Annotated in this window: 15 protein-coding genes and 1 pseudogene; 6 read left to right on the plus strand and 10 right to left on the minus strand. The window is 58.4% G+C overall.

Going from position 1 to position 14,840, the window contains the following annotated elements:
- Both IAE77_RS25075 and tsaA read right to left on the minus strand, forming a co-directional pair.
- Window positions 1-852, minus strand: coding sequence for a phosphotransferase (locus IAE77_RS25075; protein ID WP_294232597.1), 852 nt, complete (start codon window positions 850-852; stop codon window positions 1-3).
- Between the two features lie 15 nt (window positions 853-867).
- Window positions 868-1,542, minus strand: coding sequence for a tRNA (N6-threonylcarbamoyladenosine(37)-N6)-methyltransferase TrmO (tsaA, locus tag IAE77_RS25080; RefSeq protein WP_294232599.1), 675 nt, complete (start codon window positions 1,540-1,542; stop codon window positions 868-870).
- A gap of 97 nt (window positions 1,543-1,639) precedes the next feature.
- Between tsaA and IAE77_RS25085 the strand changes: the two genes are divergently transcribed.
- Window positions 1,640-2,965, plus strand: coding sequence for a hypothetical protein (locus IAE77_RS25085; protein ID WP_294232601.1), 1,326 nt, complete (start codon window positions 1,640-1,642; stop codon window positions 2,963-2,965).
- A gap of 13 nt (window positions 2,966-2,978) precedes the next feature.
- Here the strand turns inward: IAE77_RS25085 and IAE77_RS25090 are convergent, their stop codons facing one another.
- The 3 genes from IAE77_RS25090 to IAE77_RS25100 all read right to left on the minus strand — a co-directional run bounded on the left by IAE77_RS25090 (window position 2,979) and on the right by IAE77_RS25100 (window position 4,808).
- A complete protein-coding gene (locus IAE77_RS25090) occupies window positions 2,979-4,073 on the minus strand; it encodes an amidohydrolase family protein (RefSeq protein ID WP_294232603.1) in 1,095 nt (364 codons plus the stop codon).
- An 80-nt stretch (window positions 4,074-4,153) separates the two neighbouring features.
- On the minus strand, window positions 4,154-4,540 hold the full coding sequence (locus IAE77_RS25095; protein WP_294232605.1) for a hypothetical protein: 387 nt from the start codon (window positions 4,538-4,540) through the stop codon (window positions 4,154-4,156).
- 67 nt (window positions 4,541-4,607) lie between these two features.
- Window positions 4,608-4,808, minus strand: coding sequence for a zinc ribbon domain-containing protein (locus tag IAE77_RS25100; RefSeq protein WP_294232607.1), 201 nt, complete (start codon window positions 4,806-4,808; stop codon window positions 4,608-4,610).
- 135 nt (window positions 4,809-4,943) lie between these two features.
- On the opposite strand from IAE77_RS25100, the gene IAE77_RS25105 reads away from it, so the two are divergent.
- Complete coding sequence (locus tag IAE77_RS25105) at window positions 4,944-5,822, plus strand: sugar phosphate isomerase/epimerase (RefSeq protein WP_294232609.1); 879 nt, start codon at window positions 4,944-4,946, stop codon at window positions 5,820-5,822.
- Between the two features lie 107 nt (window positions 5,823-5,929).
- Here the strand turns inward: IAE77_RS25105 and IAE77_RS25110 are convergent, their stop codons facing one another.
- A complete protein-coding gene (locus IAE77_RS25110) occupies window positions 5,930-8,431 on the minus strand; it encodes a c-type cytochrome (RefSeq protein ID WP_294232610.1) in 2,502 nt (833 codons plus the stop codon).
- Between the two features lie 186 nt (window positions 8,432-8,617).
- On the opposite strand from IAE77_RS25110, the gene IAE77_RS25115 reads away from it, so the two are divergent.
- The 4 genes from IAE77_RS25115 to IAE77_RS25130 all read left to right on the plus strand — a co-directional run bounded on the left by IAE77_RS25115 (window position 8,618) and on the right by IAE77_RS25130 (window position 10,342).
- Window positions 8,618-8,899 (plus strand): AbrB/MazE/SpoVT family DNA-binding domain-containing protein, encoded by a 282-nt coding sequence (locus IAE77_RS25115; RefSeq protein WP_294232612.1) that lies wholly within the window; start codon window positions 8,618-8,620, stop codon window positions 8,897-8,899.
- Window positions 8,899-9,321, plus strand: coding sequence for a PIN domain-containing protein (locus IAE77_RS25120; protein WP_294232615.1), 423 nt, complete (start codon window positions 8,899-8,901; stop codon window positions 9,319-9,321). The genes IAE77_RS25115 and IAE77_RS25120 overlap by 1 nt, the downstream gene beginning before the upstream one ends.
- A gap of 236 nt (window positions 9,322-9,557) precedes the next feature.
- On the plus strand, window positions 9,558-10,115 hold the full coding sequence (locus IAE77_RS25125; RefSeq protein WP_294232617.1) for a hypothetical protein: 558 nt from the start codon (window positions 9,558-9,560) through the stop codon (window positions 10,113-10,115).
- Between the two features lie 2 nt (window positions 10,116-10,117).
- Window positions 10,118-10,342, plus strand: a complete 225-nt coding sequence (locus tag IAE77_RS25130) for a hypothetical protein (RefSeq protein ID WP_294232619.1) — start codon at window positions 10,118-10,120, stop codon at window positions 10,340-10,342.
- 384 nt (window positions 10,343-10,726) lie between these two features.
- Here the strand turns inward: IAE77_RS25130 and IAE77_RS25135 are convergent, their stop codons facing one another.
- From IAE77_RS25135 to carB, 4 genes and pseudogenes are all read right to left on the minus strand, one after another.
- Window positions 10,727-11,896, minus strand: a complete 1,170-nt coding sequence (locus IAE77_RS25135; RefSeq protein WP_294232620.1) for a hypothetical protein — start codon at window positions 11,894-11,896, stop codon at window positions 10,727-10,729.
- Window positions 11,897-12,078: 182 nt separating this feature from the next.
- Window positions 12,079-13,248, minus strand: coding sequence for a WD40 repeat domain-containing protein (locus IAE77_RS25140; protein ID WP_294232622.1), 1,170 nt, complete (start codon window positions 13,246-13,248; stop codon window positions 12,079-12,081).
- Window positions 13,249-13,258: 10 nt separating this feature from the next.
- Window positions 13,259-14,320, minus strand: a complete 1,062-nt coding sequence (locus tag IAE77_RS25145; protein WP_294232624.1) for a hypothetical protein — start codon at window positions 14,318-14,320, stop codon at window positions 13,259-13,261.
- 43 nt (window positions 14,321-14,363) lie between these two features.
- A pseudogene (gene carB / locus IAE77_RS25150) lies at window positions 14,364-14,840 on the minus strand (carbamoyl phosphate synthase large subunit); the annotation flags it as partial.

The following is a 14,840-nucleotide window of genomic DNA, read 5'->3' on the forward strand; positions in this document are numbered from 1 at the left end:
TCAGCGCGCAGCGAGCCATTCGATGCGTCGGCGCAGTTTGTCCTGCCGATCCGCGTTCGGATTCGGATACAAAAACGGATACCAGGCTGTGATGACGGCTGCGCGGGCCACGAGGCACTGTTGCAGCGCGATTTCATCCACGGGGCCGTAAGCCTCGCGGATCGCGGACACGGTGGCGTGGTCTTCATCGAGGATCAGCGCGTTCCAGATGATCGAGGCCACATCCCACTCCACCGGCCCTGCAAAAGTGTCCTCCCAATCGGTCCAAAGCAGCCCACGCGTCGTGTTCATGAGGTTTCCGGCATGCGCATCGCCATGCAGCGGCTGCTGCGGATACGCGGCGAGCACTTCGAGCGAGGTTTGCAGGTGTTGGCGCAGCATTTCCTGCGTGGAGGCCTCAAACAGGCTGCGATCGTTCAAAATGGCCACGCTCTCCGAAATGATCGCGAGCCGCGGAAGCGGCTGCGGGAAGGTTTTCATCACTTCGTGGCATTTTCGCAGTGTGAGGCCGATTTCGCGAGGATCTGGCTCCAAATCGATGCGCGTGACGAATTCCCAAAAATTGATCGGATAGCCGAGATGCTCGTGTGGACCGGGCGGGAGGCCGGAATGCAGCGGAATGACCGGCGCGCCGTTTTGCGTGAGATGCAGCGCGATGGCGTTTTCACGCGCAAACCAATCCGTGCCCTGTCGTGGGCCATCGCGATCCTGCACGACTCGCGCGACGAGCGTGTCAGTGAGCCGCAACACGAGCGTGCTGCCGTTTTGCAGAATGTCGCAGCGGTCTGGCGTGATGCCGTGCGCGAGCGCGGTTTCACGGGCGGCGCGGATGGCGAGTTCAGTGGTGTGCATGCGCCGAGATGGCCGTTACCCGACGAGTTCGCAACTCCGCACACGCGCGCCATCCTCACGAGCGATCCATTTCACGCGCCAGCCGGCGATTTCGGTCGCGTAGAGACGGTCGGATTCGTCGTGATAGGCCGGTTGCGGCTGCTGGGCCAGCGATTGGTCGATGATGAGCTTCACGTCGTCAGGAACAGCGCCTTCACATTCCCACACCACCGGAACCGGCGGCGGCGGCACGTGGGCGAAGCTGCTGCGGGCGTCTGGCACCGAATCGGCGTAGCGCACGTAAGGCTTGATGTCGAAAACGGGCGTGCCATCGACCAGATCGACACCGGAAACGAAGAGGCGCGGAGATTGGTCGCCTTCGAGTTCCACGCGATCCAGCTTCACCACACTCAAAGTCAGCCGGTTCGGCCGAAAGGGCGAGCGCGTGGCATACACACCGCGCTTTTCATTTCCGCCGAGCTTCGGCGGCCGCACCGTGAGCGACACCGGCTCCTGCTCGACCAGGTGAAAGCGGGTGATGAGCCACAGGTGGCTGAATTCCTCAATGCCGCGCACCGCTTCCACGCGTCGGAAGGCGGGCTCGAACTCGATCACGCCCCATGCCGCCGGAACAAGGCCCGACTGGCGCGGCACTCCGAATTTGTCGGTGTAGCAGGTGCGCAACGTGGCGATGGGCTGGATGTCGGGCATGCGGCAACTACGATGGACGTCGCATCGCGGCAAGCGCGTGATCGTCCGCAGGCGAAAGCGTTTGCGTGGATGGGTGGCTCGATTGCATCATCCAGCGATGCGTCTTGTCCTCCCATTTCTCGCCCTGAGCCTGTGTTCGAATCTGCTGCATGCGGAGCGCATGAGCTGGCTGGAGAACGACCGCATCAAGCTCGGCGTCGATCTCGATCTCGGTGGTGCGATCACCTTTCTCGCGGAAAAAAAGGATGGCGCGAATGTGATCAACAACTTCGACCTCGGCCGGCAGGTGCAGCTCTCGTTTTTCTCCGGCCCGGTGCCGTTTGAAGCGAACGGGCAGAAGCCGGCGGAGCATTGGAGGCACATTGGCTGGAATCCGATTCAGACAGGCGATGATTTCAAGAACGCCAGCCGAATCATTGCGCATGAGAACGATGGCAAGCTACTGCACGTGGCCTGCATCCCGTTGCAGTGGCCGCTCAACAACGTGCCGGGTGAATGCACCTTTGATTCCTGGCTGGAGCTCGATGGCCCTGTGGTGAAGGCGCGTGCGCGTATCACGAACACACGTTCCGATCACACGCAGTATCCAGCGCGTCTGCAGGAACTGCCCGCAGTGTATGCGAACGCGTCGTTTCATCGCGTGGTGAGCTATCAGGGCGCGAAACCTTTCTCGAATGATGCGGTGACTCCGGTGCCGAAGCCACAGGGAAAACACCCGTGGTCGTTCTGGCCAGGAACGGAAGGCTGGGCGGCGTTGGTGGATGAGAAAGACTACGGGCTGGGCCTGATCACGCCTGGTCGTGTGCATTTCAGCGGCGGATTTGCGGGTCAGCCTGGGCCGAATGACACGCATGGCAACAGCACGGGCTATCTCGCCGGGCAGGGGCAGGAGATTCTCGACCACAACATCGCCTATGAGTTTCGTTACGAGCTCGTGCTGGGATCGCTCGATGAGATCCGTGCGAGGGCCGCTCATTGGAAGCCGACGCATCCGCCCGTGTGGCGTTTTGAGCAGGATCGGCAGGGCTGGCACTACCAAAACGTCACAGACAGCGGCTGGCCGGTGAAGGATCACCTGCACCCGCGATTCGAGCAGGACGATCCGCAGCTCGTGAGCCCGCAAGCCTTCTGGCAGGCCGAGGCTGCGCCGTATCTCGTGATCGAAGCCGCTTTTCACACGATGCAAAAACAGGCCACGATCATGTGGCAGCCGCATGAAGGGCGGGGCTTTTCAGGCGAAGGCCTGATCGCGTTCCCCATCGTGGGAGATGGCGAGTTTCACCGGCATGTCATTCATCTCGGCGCGCATCCGAAGTATCGTGGCGGCATGCTTCGTCTGCGGATCGACCCCGTGGGGCAGGCTGAGTCGGGCGCGTGGATGAAGCTGCGCGCCGTAAAGCTGACCGCATCGCCGGAAAAATGAGACCGCGTGGTTTTCAGCCGGCGATCCGCCATATCAGCTCCAGGTTCAAACCGACGGGCAGGGGAGTGACCGGACCGGCTGGTGTTTCGAGCACGGCGGCCTGCGACGATGATTTCTCCATCTGGAACTGCTGTTGCGAGGCCGGGAAACCGTAGAACTCAGGTCCGTTGAGGCAGAGAAAACGTTTGAAGGCCTCCTGGCCGTCTGCAGAGGCCAGATCGATGCCCGCCTGCTCAAAAGCCATCGCGTAAAGCTGCGGGGCGCAGCCACCGGTGAAGCAACCGGCCGCGCAACCGCAGGTGGTGGCCTTGGTCGTGTGGGGGGCGCTGTCCGTGCCTGCGAAGAATTTGCGCTGGCCTTCCTCCATCGCCGCCTGTCTCAGGGCCATGCGGTCGTCCTCGAATTTCACCACTGGCAGGCAGTAGAGATGGTATTTCAGCCCCTGGATCAGATGTCCGATGGTGTAGAGCAGGTGCTGCGGCGTGATCGTAGCGCCCACATGCCCCGGCGCGGCTGCGACGAACTCCGCCGCCGTGCGCGTGGTGATGTGCTCGCACACGATGCGCAGACGCGGATGCGCGGCGAGCAGGCGTGGCATGCGTTCGCGGTAAAAGTGCGTCTCCGCATTCTGATGCGCGTCCAAGTAGTCCGGACCGCTCAGCGCATGCTGCTCGCCATGGATGCAGAGCACCACGCCGCACTCCTCCATCGCCCGCAGCACCTCACCGCCGATGAGATCGATCATCGGCAGTCCGTGCTCGGCATTCGTGGTGCCATGCGGGGGGTAGTATTTGCAGGCCCGCAGCCCTCCGGAGGCCGCGCCATCACGGATCATCTCCGCCGTGGTCTGTCGCGTGAGGTAAAGAGGAACGATGAGCTGCTCGAATGCGTCCGCGCCTGCCGCTCGCAGCTCCGCCGAGTAGCTTTCGATGCTCCAGCCATCGCTTTGCGCTGGACCATTCACGCGTGACACTGGTGGCTGCGTGTTCGGCATCGCCAGAGCGCCTGCGCAACCCATGTCGAGGTGGGCTTTGACATACGAGGCCATCGCCGGGCCTTGGCGGAAGTGCGTGTGAAGATCGAACCACTTGGGAAGCGTGAGGGTCATGGGCGTTCGTTAGCTTGAGACCGTAACCGATCAATCGCCATCTCTTGCGAACATCGTGCCCCAACCGACCGACTGTCTGCTCAGGATGCCGACGCGAAGTTTTTGCAGATCTCCGCATTCGCTGTGGCGATGGGGGGCACGCGCTGCATCAGGGCGGCGTAGCGCGTGGCGAAACTGCCCTCCTTCTGCCCGCCTTGCAGCAGCAGCTTTGCCTCTTGCACCAGCGCATCGGCGCGCTCGCGGGTCATGGGCGGTTTTTCTTCCATCGCCTCATCAATCACCACGATGAGCTGTGACAGCTCACGCAGCCATGCGAAGCGCTCATCGGTCATCAGCAGTTGCAGCAAGTGATTCGGCGACTGGATGACGTTGCCCTCCTTTTCATACATCGCGCGCTCCGCGAGCATGAGGATCTTGTGCAGGCTGAGGAGCTGGTTGCGAAGCTTGGGCAGAGGATGTTCGTTCATCTCGAAGGAGAGACGATTTGGCCGCTGGAAGGCCGCCTGTCGAGCACGCACGCTGAAAAGAACTGCCTCACCGTCCCCGCGTCTTCATCGACAGGATGCTCGCACCGTGAGTCACGAGGCCGCTGCCGCCCGTAATGATGCGCCGGACGGGTTCGCCGGTCTGCGGATCGGTCTTCAATGCCGGATCACTCATCTTCTGCTGCACCTCGAAGCGGCGCGGCTGCTCTTCCGGGTTCGCGGGGATGGTTTCGTAAACGTAGGTGGCCATGGTGAGGATGTTTGGAGTGCAGAAATCGTGGGGCGAGGCCCTCACGTTTCAACCTCAAAATGCATTCCGCCTCAACGCCGATGATTTCTCAGCGATTCCGGCAAAAGACGCCGCGCTTTGGCGTTCCACCTGCGCATGACTACTCACTCGCTCTCTCGTCGCCATTTTCTCGGCACCACGCTCGCTGCTGCCACGGGTTTTTCGCTTCCACGTCCCGGCTTGGCCGCGGAGAAACCGAACTCGGTGTTCAACGGTGTGCGCATTGGCTGCATCACGTATAGCTATCGCAGCATGGCGAAGACGGCGGAGGAAACGCTGAAGGCGTTGCTCGACTGCGGCATCAGCGAAACCGAGCTCATGGGCGGACCGACGCAGCTTTTCGCAGGCATCAAGAGCGGCAAAATTACCGATGCGGAGCGTGAGCAGCAGATCGCCAAGTGCGTGGAGATGCGGAAGATGTTCAACGACGCGGGCGTGAACATTCACATCCACAAGATGGGCTTCGGGCAGTCGAACGAGGAGATCGAGTTCAATTTCCTCGTGGCGAAAGCGCTCGGCTGCGCGGCTGTGACCACGGAGCGCAATGCCGTCCTCGCCGCGCGTGTCGCGCCGTTTGCGGACAAGCACCAGATCTGGGTCGGCTTCCACAACCACACGAACAACCTGCCGGAGATGGACAAGTTCGATTCCATCCTGGATCTCGGCCAATACATCGGCTTCAACCTCGACATCGGCCACTACGTCGCCGGCACGCAGGGCAAGTCGCCGATCCCCGTGCTGGAGAAGTATCACGCGCGCATCACGAACCTGCACCTCAAGGACCGCACCGCCGACGGCGGCAACGTGCCTTGGGGCCAGGGCCAGACACCGATCAAGGAAGTGCTGCAGTTGATGAAAAAGGAGAAGTGGACCTTCCCCGCCGAGATCGAGCTGGAATACAAAATCCCCGAAGGCTCCGACGCCGTGAAGGAAGTGGCAAAGTGCGTGCAGTATTGCAAAGAGGCGCTGGCGTGAGCGTGCCTTGCTCCTGTCAGCAAGTCACGGCCTCGGAGTCGCTTGATGTGGCTACGAGGCCTGTTGTTTTGAGAACGCCGAAAGGTGGATGGCGGCGAGACGCTCGATCACGGAATCTTGAGTAGCTCCTGTTCTGTCCATGAATCGGTGCGTCGTGCTTCCTTTTCGCGGACCGCTTTGAGAAAGTCCTGTGAGATGGGCTCCGCGCCATGCTCCCACTCACGCCGGAGATAAGTGAGAATGGCCGCCAGAGGTTCATCGCCCAAGGCGCCCAGCGGAGGCATGTCGAGCTGGTAACGCCGCTTTTTGACCGTGATGTAGCCGCGCACGCCGTGGAGGACGATGCGGCTCAGGCGTTCGGGCGAGCCTGTGACCCATTCGGAATCAATCAGCGGCGGGGCGATGCCCTCAAGGCCTGAACCACTGGGCTGATGGCAGCCCGCGCAGATGCCGGAGTACAGCGCCTTGCCCATGTCAAAACGGCTCTGCTCCTCAGCCGTCAGCGGGCGCGGCGGCTTGAAGCCTGCGGGCGCTGGCTTGCCCGGCCAGGTCAGCATGTCCGCCACCTTTTCAGTGCCGGGAGTGTCGAGAAAAGCAGGTCTGGCATCGAGCTTCACCTTCCGGCGTGTGAAATCCGCCGCATTGGCGGTGAAGCCGGCGAGCAGCGTTTTGCGAGGCGTGGCACCGGCCTTTTCCGCGAGTGCCAGGAACCGTGCGACACGGTTTGGATCGCGTTCGCTGGCCACACAGCCCGCCAGGCTGGGGATTAGCGTCTTGCCGCTTCCCGTGGCAAGGCAATGCTCCAGCAGTTCCAGTTCGCGGCCTTTGACCCCGCTGAGGATGGCCTCGGGCAAATAGGGATGATCGGGCACGCGGCTGGCCATCGCCGCAATCGCCTGATCGGCCGCCGAGTCGTTGCACTCGCCCAGCGTGAGGGCGATTTGAGTCTGCACCTGCGAGTCCGCTTCCGTGGCGGAGAGGGCGATGAGCCTCGTCATCGCAGCGTTGCGTCCTTCGCCAGCAAAGAAACCTTCAGCGATGCGCACCGCACTGTTGCGCACGCGGGCATCAGCATCCGCGAGCGCTTTCTCGATCACCGGCCAAGTGCTCTTGCCCATGCCATCGAGCGTCCACAAGGCATGCAGGCGTCCAAGCGCGACATCTCCACGAGTAAGAGCTTCCAGCGCGGGGACGACCGCTGCCTCTGCACGTTCAACGAGCAGGCGCTGGGCGATTTCACGGTGCCAGGAGTTGGCGTGAGCGAGGATGGGGACGAGTTTGGCACTGCCAAGCTTCGTCAGATTCGGTGCGGGACGTGTCGTCGCCTTTTCAGGCACGATGCGCCAGATTCGGCCCAGGCCGCGTGGATCCACCAGATCGTGCTCCTCGATGTACTTTTCCAGGTAGGGACTGAGGGAGATGCGGTGCTGGATGATGCCCCGGTAAAAATCGACGACGTAAAGCGCCCCATCGGGTCCCGTGGTCATGCCGACCGGACGGAAGCGCTCATCCGTGGAGGCAAGAAACTCACGCTGCTGGTAGGCCTCACGCGCCACGAGCTTGCCTTTTTCGAGGGTGAGAATGTCCCGCTTCACGAGATGCAGCGCCGGCTCGCAGGCGAAGGCATTGCCCAGAGCATCTGCCGGGAAGAGATCGCCTCGATAAATCCACGGTGAGCACGCGGCGGTGAAATTCTTGATCTTGTGACCCGCCATGTTCTCCGGGATGTAGGCGCGGTTCGTGCCGGGCGTCACACGGATCGGCCACACGGCCTGGTTCACCGGCGGGCTGATGCGGCCTCCCGACTTCGCAAAGTGCGGATTGCGCAGACGGTAATGGGAGGGCCACATGTCGCCCTGCAGGTGGCCTGAGTTGAAGTTGTAATAGAGACGGCCGAAGTCATCCTGGCTGAGCCCATACTGACCGCGCATGGAGGAGATGCTGCGGTCGAAATTGCCCGCGCCACGCCAGCGAAAACGCGCCGCGTATTCCGCAAAGTAGATCCAGTTGTCCAGGCCCCAGAGCGGCGAGTTCGCACCATGTTCCGGGTTCGCCAGTTCGGGGCGGCCTGGGATGGTTTGGGCACCCGCATCCTGCGCCACCACGATCTTTTCATCCGCCTTGCCATCGCCATTTTTGTCCGGGCAATACCACAGCATCGGCGGCGCGCCCACCAGCGCGCCATCGCCGATTGGCAGGACCGTGCGGGGCATGATCAGTTGATCGAGGAAGACCTTGCTTTGATCAAACCGCCCGTCGCCGTCGGTGTCGGTGAGGATCACGATCCGGCCCACCGGCTCATCCTCGCGGTTGCCGTGAATGTCCGGCATGTAACCCCGCATCTCCACCACCCACAGCCGACCATCCGGACCAAACTGCACCAAGATCGGATCGCCCACCAGCGGCTCACTCGCCGCCAGTTCCACCCGGTAGCCCGGTGCCACCTGGAAGCTTTTCAATTCCTCCTCAGGTGACAAAGGCCGCGTGTCAGGCACCAGCTCCGCCGGCACCAGCGAAGGCGGCACCTCCACCCCTGAGCCTCCATTTTGGGCAGAAACCGTGGAGACAAGAAACAAGACAGGCAGAGCGAGGATCCGGGAGAGAGACATGCGTGGAAATTTCATCGGTGGCCGAGAACGCGGCATTCATTGCCATACGAGCCTGCACCCTGGGATCTTTAGTGCCGTAAGCCCATCAAGTTTGGGTTGCCGTTGTCGCCAGCGAATGCGGACGGGCTTTCGAGGACTTGGAGGGCGGGCTTGCAGTTGGCGGCTCTGGATGGCAAAATCCGTCCCATGACTGCGACACTGACATTAGACAATGCGGGGAGGCTCCTTCTGCCCGCACAGATTCTTCGCGTGCTGGGCATGCAACCGGGCGTTGAGATGAAGGTGGAAGTGACTCCAGGGCGTATTGAGTTGCTCAATGACCAGGAAATCGATGTCCCCGTGATCACCGAACTGTCGCCGGATGGAACGCTGCTGTTCCCTGCGGGTGTGAAGCCGCCTTCAGCAGAAAAAATCGTCGCGGCCATCAAGTCAGACCGTCAAGACCGGATCGCCAAGCTCAGCCGCTGATGAGAGTGTTGTGCGACTCCTCCGTGCTCATCGCGGCTCTGCTGCCGAGTGAGGATCACCACGCGGCCAGCGCAGCGGTGCTGAACGGGACCGATACGATGGTGGTTCATGTTCATGCGTTGAGCGAGACCTTTGCCACGCTCACGGGAGGGGCGCTTGGCTTCCGGGTGGATGCGGATCTTGCCGCTCGTTTGATCCGGGAACAAATCGTCGCCCGTGCAGCCATGGTCGTCCTCAATGCAGAGGAAGTCACTGATGCGCTCGACAAGGCCCGTGCCCACGGTGTTCGTGGCGGTGCCGTCTATGATTACATGCACCTTGTCGCGGCAAGGAAGGGCAAGGCCGATTTTCTCCTCACGCTGAATCTCTCCGACTTCCAACACCTGCATCGCGAGGGCGATCCAGAGATTCGGCACCCGTGATAATGAGCGCATTTACCCCGCGCTCCACGAGGCGGATGAACTCCACCAGGCACTCCTTCGGACAAGCCTTACGGAGCATACGCACTTCTGAGCAAGCCTGCGAAGCCCAAGCACTCCACTGCCACAGCCTGGACCTGCTGAGGGTGTCCCTGCTGTTTCTGCCTTGCGGGGAATGCTTCTGGAGCTCACGCTGATCCGCGCTTGGCAAATTGACATCACTCGCCAGAATCCAAGTCATGCGACATCTTGACTACCAACGCACCATCATCGCCTACCACGGCTGCGATGAATCGTTGGTGAATCGAGTGTTGAAGACGGGCGAAACCTTGGAGCCCAGTGAGAATGACTACGACTGGCTGGGCACAGGCATCTACTTCTGGGAGTTTGGGCCAGATCGCGCCATTGCCTGGGCCAATGAATTGAAAAAGAGGAAGCGGATCAAGAAGCCGTCCGTGCTCGGAGCCGTCATTCAGTTGGGAAACTGCTTTGATCTGCTGGACACACGCTGCACGGCCATGCTTCAGGCGGCTCATCGCAACTATGTCTGTGTCGCACCCAAGCCCTTCCCCGCCAATGAGAGGTTCATGCACAGGCTGGATTGCGATGTGATCAATTACGGCCTGCCGTGGCTGACGAAGTTGTTCGGCATCGAGTTCCAAACCGTTCGTGGCGTCTTTCAGGAGGGGACGCCCGTCTTTGAAGGCTCCGACATCCGGGAAAAGTCCCACATCCAGATTGCCGTGCGCGATCCCTCGTGCATCTTGGGCTACTTCAAACCCCGTTGGACCCATTAGCCATGCCTGCGACCAAACCACTTCGCAAACGCACTTCGGTAGCGGCTCATCAGGCGCTGCCCAAGAGGCCATCTACGCCGTATCCCGGTTATATTACCGATGAGTGGTTCCGGTATGCGATGGCCATGATGGAGCGTGAGACGCCTGCGAAGATCAAACGTGATCTCGTGGAGTTCGGCATCATCGACAAGAAGGGCAACTACACGGCTCAGTATCGGAACGATTGAGTGCCGGGCGATGCGTAGATCACGCAAGGCGCAGGAGCCGTGCGCGGCGTCGAGTGGTTCGTCGAGCTTGTCGGAGAACGGGGCGTGGTGGCAGGCTTGGGTGATGTCGTCCCAAGGCGGCGGATTCGCGGCGAGGAAGGCCTCGCGGGCTTGGGCAACAATGCTTCAGCGAAGGATGAACGCGAAGCCAGTCATCGAGGAGTTCACGCGGCAGCGAATCGGCGAGGCGGAAGGTGACGAAGCGGGTGTTTTGTCAATTTTTTGCCTGACCCCGTTTGCACGAGGAGTTCACGCGGCAGCGAATCGGCGAAGCGGAAGGTGACGAGGAGGTGGGTCGTCGATTTTTTCACCCTCGCCCCGTTTCCACTCGTTTCTCCTTCACCCCTACTTGCCAGTTTTTGGTAGCAGCGAGGGATTTTTATCCAAGGCACCCTTCACAAGCTGGACATCCGATTCAATGAGGTCTCCAATAGCATAGATGAAAGTTGTTCCATCAGGACGGCGAAAAATCCCTCGATAGCGCTCCTTTTCATCAACTTTAGGCGATATTTCAAGCAGTTCCGCCTCCAGCTTGCGGCCGCTCCGATCGGTCCATGTGCGCATTGGAATAATCGCCCATGTGTTCATTGGAATAATCGCTTTTACCTCGGATTGAAGAGCTCGGTATCTTTGCACTTCAATACCACAGCTTGAGAACACGCGCCGAATCTCGAAAATCTCGTCTTCATCAGGCCCCGTGCCCGTGCCTTGCCGCCGCCCAGCGCCACTTGCTAGTGGCGGAAGGGGTATACCGGTTGTGTTCGTGCCTCGATTTTCTATTATTGGAGTGTAACCGCCCGGGTTCGGATTATCTGTAATCGTCCAGATGGCGAACTGTTCAACTCTTGGACTCAATTTGGTGAACTCCGCCGATCGGATTAGCCTATCCAAATCACCAGAAACACGAGTTTTTTTGACACTGAATTCATTACTATAGCCTGGGGTATCAAGTGCCATGTTCATGCACCGCGCATCCACAAGAAAGGACCGACTATCTCCCCTTTCTATTCGACTATTTCCCTTTTCTATTAGAGGAAGGCGATTCTCAGAGGGAACGAGCATGTTTTGAGTCTGCGGGTCTTTGGACTCAAAGATGCTCCCTGCGGCGATCACCACAACCAACGGCTCCGCTGTTTGAAGAGCGAGAATCAACGATAACTTTTGAAGTCCCGCCCCACGACAGGTCATTGTTATAAGGTCTTGGGATAAAGCATCCTCTAAGCTTACCTGTCTAAAGTTTAAAGGATTCAAACCAGGGACAGGCGGTGAGGTGGCAGCTTTGGTTCCCACGTTCGATTGAATTGGCCGTTCCTCCATCGGCTTGGATGGTTGATTTTCAGGAGGCGGAGAAATCGGATTCTTGGATGGAGCAGAACCTGCACGCGTTGTCTGACCATCCTCGGCTAGAGGCGGCCTGGTTGCCCGCTGAGGTTTGTCAAGTTTCTTGCCAGCCATCAACACAGCGAAAGAAATAACGATGACCCCGAACAACACGGGTAAAACCTCATGAATCATGATATGCCTGAATTTCATTTGTCTGATGAACTGTTCATGCTGATAAAGGGACAAACACGGACAAACAGTTTATTTTGCTGCTTCTACTTTGCGGGGATTTGGTGGTAAAAGGGGAGATGCGAAGGATTGGCGGGATTAATGTTCCAATTTCCAATTTCTTTTCACCTGTTTTCGCTGGGAAGCTATTTGCCGATTGGGCTGAGCTTGAACCGCTTTAGCATCTCTGAATAGTCTTGAAGTAAGAACGTGTGAAACAGCAGATGCTTATCTGCAAGGCCCGCCGAGTAAGCCGTGGCAAACAACAGGCGGTCACCCTTGCCAGGCTGCACAGTTATTTTGCATGAAATACTCGGAAAGCGCCCAGTTGTCGGCACCGAAGAAAAGAGAGTTGTGAACCGAGAAATGTTTTTTTCGGCCAGTTGCACATGCCATAAACCAAAACCGACAGTGTTCGGACTACGGTTGTAGCTGACACATAGAACAGACACGTCATCAAACCATTCAGGACTATAGAAAGGGGTGCCTTGGCCGTTTGCGACTGTGAGTTTCTGAAAAGCAGTTTTGCCTAAATTGGAAAATTGAAGGTTGCCAAATATATCATCGCACACCGCCTGGCTTCCATTCGGCGAAATAGCCACCGAGGAAGTGCTGCTTATGTCTTGAACCGGTAGAATCTTGCTTTCCAGCGACGGGAATCGGCATGAGACAAGACCCTCCCTTTTGAACGAATCGGGGACTGCTAGAAAAATGCCGTCAGCTTGAGAAAAACAGCCGGTTGAGACTTGGGACGCAATTTGATGTGCAACCGAGTTGTCTTTGGTGTTGAAGAACACGGTTTTCGATCCACCGACGACGAGCAGATTGCCGTCGTGAGAAAACTCAATAAACCTCACATTCTCCACTCCAGTAGCCGTGCTGGACAGTGCGCTGCTTGTTTTGAAAGTGGCATCCAGTATCACGAGATGCCCAGTGAACAGGCACATGGCCAACTTTGTGCCATCAGGCGAAAAAGCCAATGCACTGGGTGCCTCTTTCATCGGCCCCCAACGAAAACGTTGTTCCACTTTTGTCGCGACCTTGCCAGACGCTTCTACACTCGACTGAATGGACCAAACTATGACACTGGCTTCCGGTTTGAGCGCCGTTGCGAGGTAACGCCCATCGCGTGACCATTCAGCGACACTCACGGAAGTTCCACTTGGAATAGGTAAAGTTGATCCCCCTTGGACAGATTGAGCTGACAGTCTTGCAATGGAAAGCAGACTGCAAAGAACGCCAAATCTCGCAATCGACGTAAATGAAGATAGAAAAGCACGTTTACTTATCGGAATAGGACATGACAAAGCTTTCATGGCGGGTGAATCATTCGCTTTTCTTTCGGTCTGTATGGCCACTGAGTCTTGCCTCGCGTTTTTGGAGAAAAATAACAGCATCTTTGTAAGCAGGGTGGTTGAGAATTTCACGGCCTAGAGTTTGGAGACCACCATCCATTTCTTTATTTAATCGGGGCAATAAAATAGCCGCTTGCAACGCTATCTTGCCCTCTCTCAAACGATGTTGATCTGGGAATGACTCCCCATCTTTTTTCGTCATTGCTGGCTCCAATATCACACATCCAAAAAACGAAAGGAGCGTCTCTCTATCTGGATGAGGCGCATCCTCAATAACAAGTTGAAAACTTGGAGGGGAGATGAAATCTGGTTTTCTTTTCACCCCCACCGGCTCACAAGCGAGAGACAACAAGACACTGCCTGTTGGCAATGAATCGGGCACACGCGCAATAACAGTCATCGTAGCAAGTGACGATCTGCGGTCAGAAAATGTCCCGTCAGGAATGAGTTCGCTTTCCGAGATCGGCTCGGTTAGCAACTCCCATGCAGGGTCTAGCTTGGGCGCTGACAAACGATGAAAGGCACTATCAAGGTTCCAAGATGCAGCACGTTTTGCCACAATAACTCCTCCAGCAACACAGCGAGTCGTCGCAAGTCGATCCAGAGTAGCTACCCAAGGCGACATGCCTGCATAGATTTGACGTTCCACAAGGTTCCCTCTGGATTCTATCACCCCGACAATTTCATCCAGTGAACTCTCGGTGACCATATCCTGCCATGTCATGCCCCTCCCATTCAATTGCACGATACCTATACCAGATGCTTTTGGCCTGAAAGGTTTGCCAGTTCCGACCAAAGGGCGAATCTCAGCACCCGCACTAGCAGAGCTCATCGTCACAGAAATTCCAGCGGCGACAAGCAGCAGCGCAAGTGCGGGTATGGCAATGCCGATCACGGCTCTGCGAGATTTGCGCAAACTAGGGATAACCATGTCTTGTTGGCATGTTGGACACTGTCCCGCCATTCCGAACTTCCGCTCGGTGACTGAAATATGTTGCCCGCAGTTGGGACATGAAAATTTGATCGCTTTCATACTCCGCCGTGAAACGAGCTTGGTGTTCGGAATTTAGCAAATGCTACGAATGATACTCCTGCAAAGCCCGCACCTGCACTTCGCTGCCTTGCAGTGACTTGATCGCCTTCAAGGCCGCGTCAGCACCACGGAGCGTGGTCATGATGGGGATGCGGTTTTGCATCGTCGCAGTGCGGATCTTTACTTCATCCTCGCGGGTGTTTTTGCCGCTAGGGGTGTTGATGACCATCGCCATGTCCTTGTTTTTCATGAGGTCGATGACGTTGGGGCGTTGGCCGCTGGCGAGTTTGGGGAGGATGTTCACGGGGATGCCGGCGTCGGTGATGACTTGGCCGGTGCCGGGGGTGGCATACAGGGTGAAGCCGAGGTCGGCGTAGCCTTTGGCGATGCGGGCGACGTTTTGCTTGTCGGCTTCCTTCACGCTGATGAAGACGTTGCCCTTGGTCGGCAAGGTGCCGCCGGCGGCCATCTGGCTCTTCGCGAAGGCGAGGCCGAGGTCGGGGTCGATGCCCATGACTTC

Origin of the sequence: Prosthecobacter sp., assembly GCF_014879935.1 — a bacterium.
Classification (GTDB): Bacteria; Verrucomicrobiota; Verrucomicrobiia; order Verrucomicrobiales; family Verrucomicrobiaceae; genus Prosthecobacter.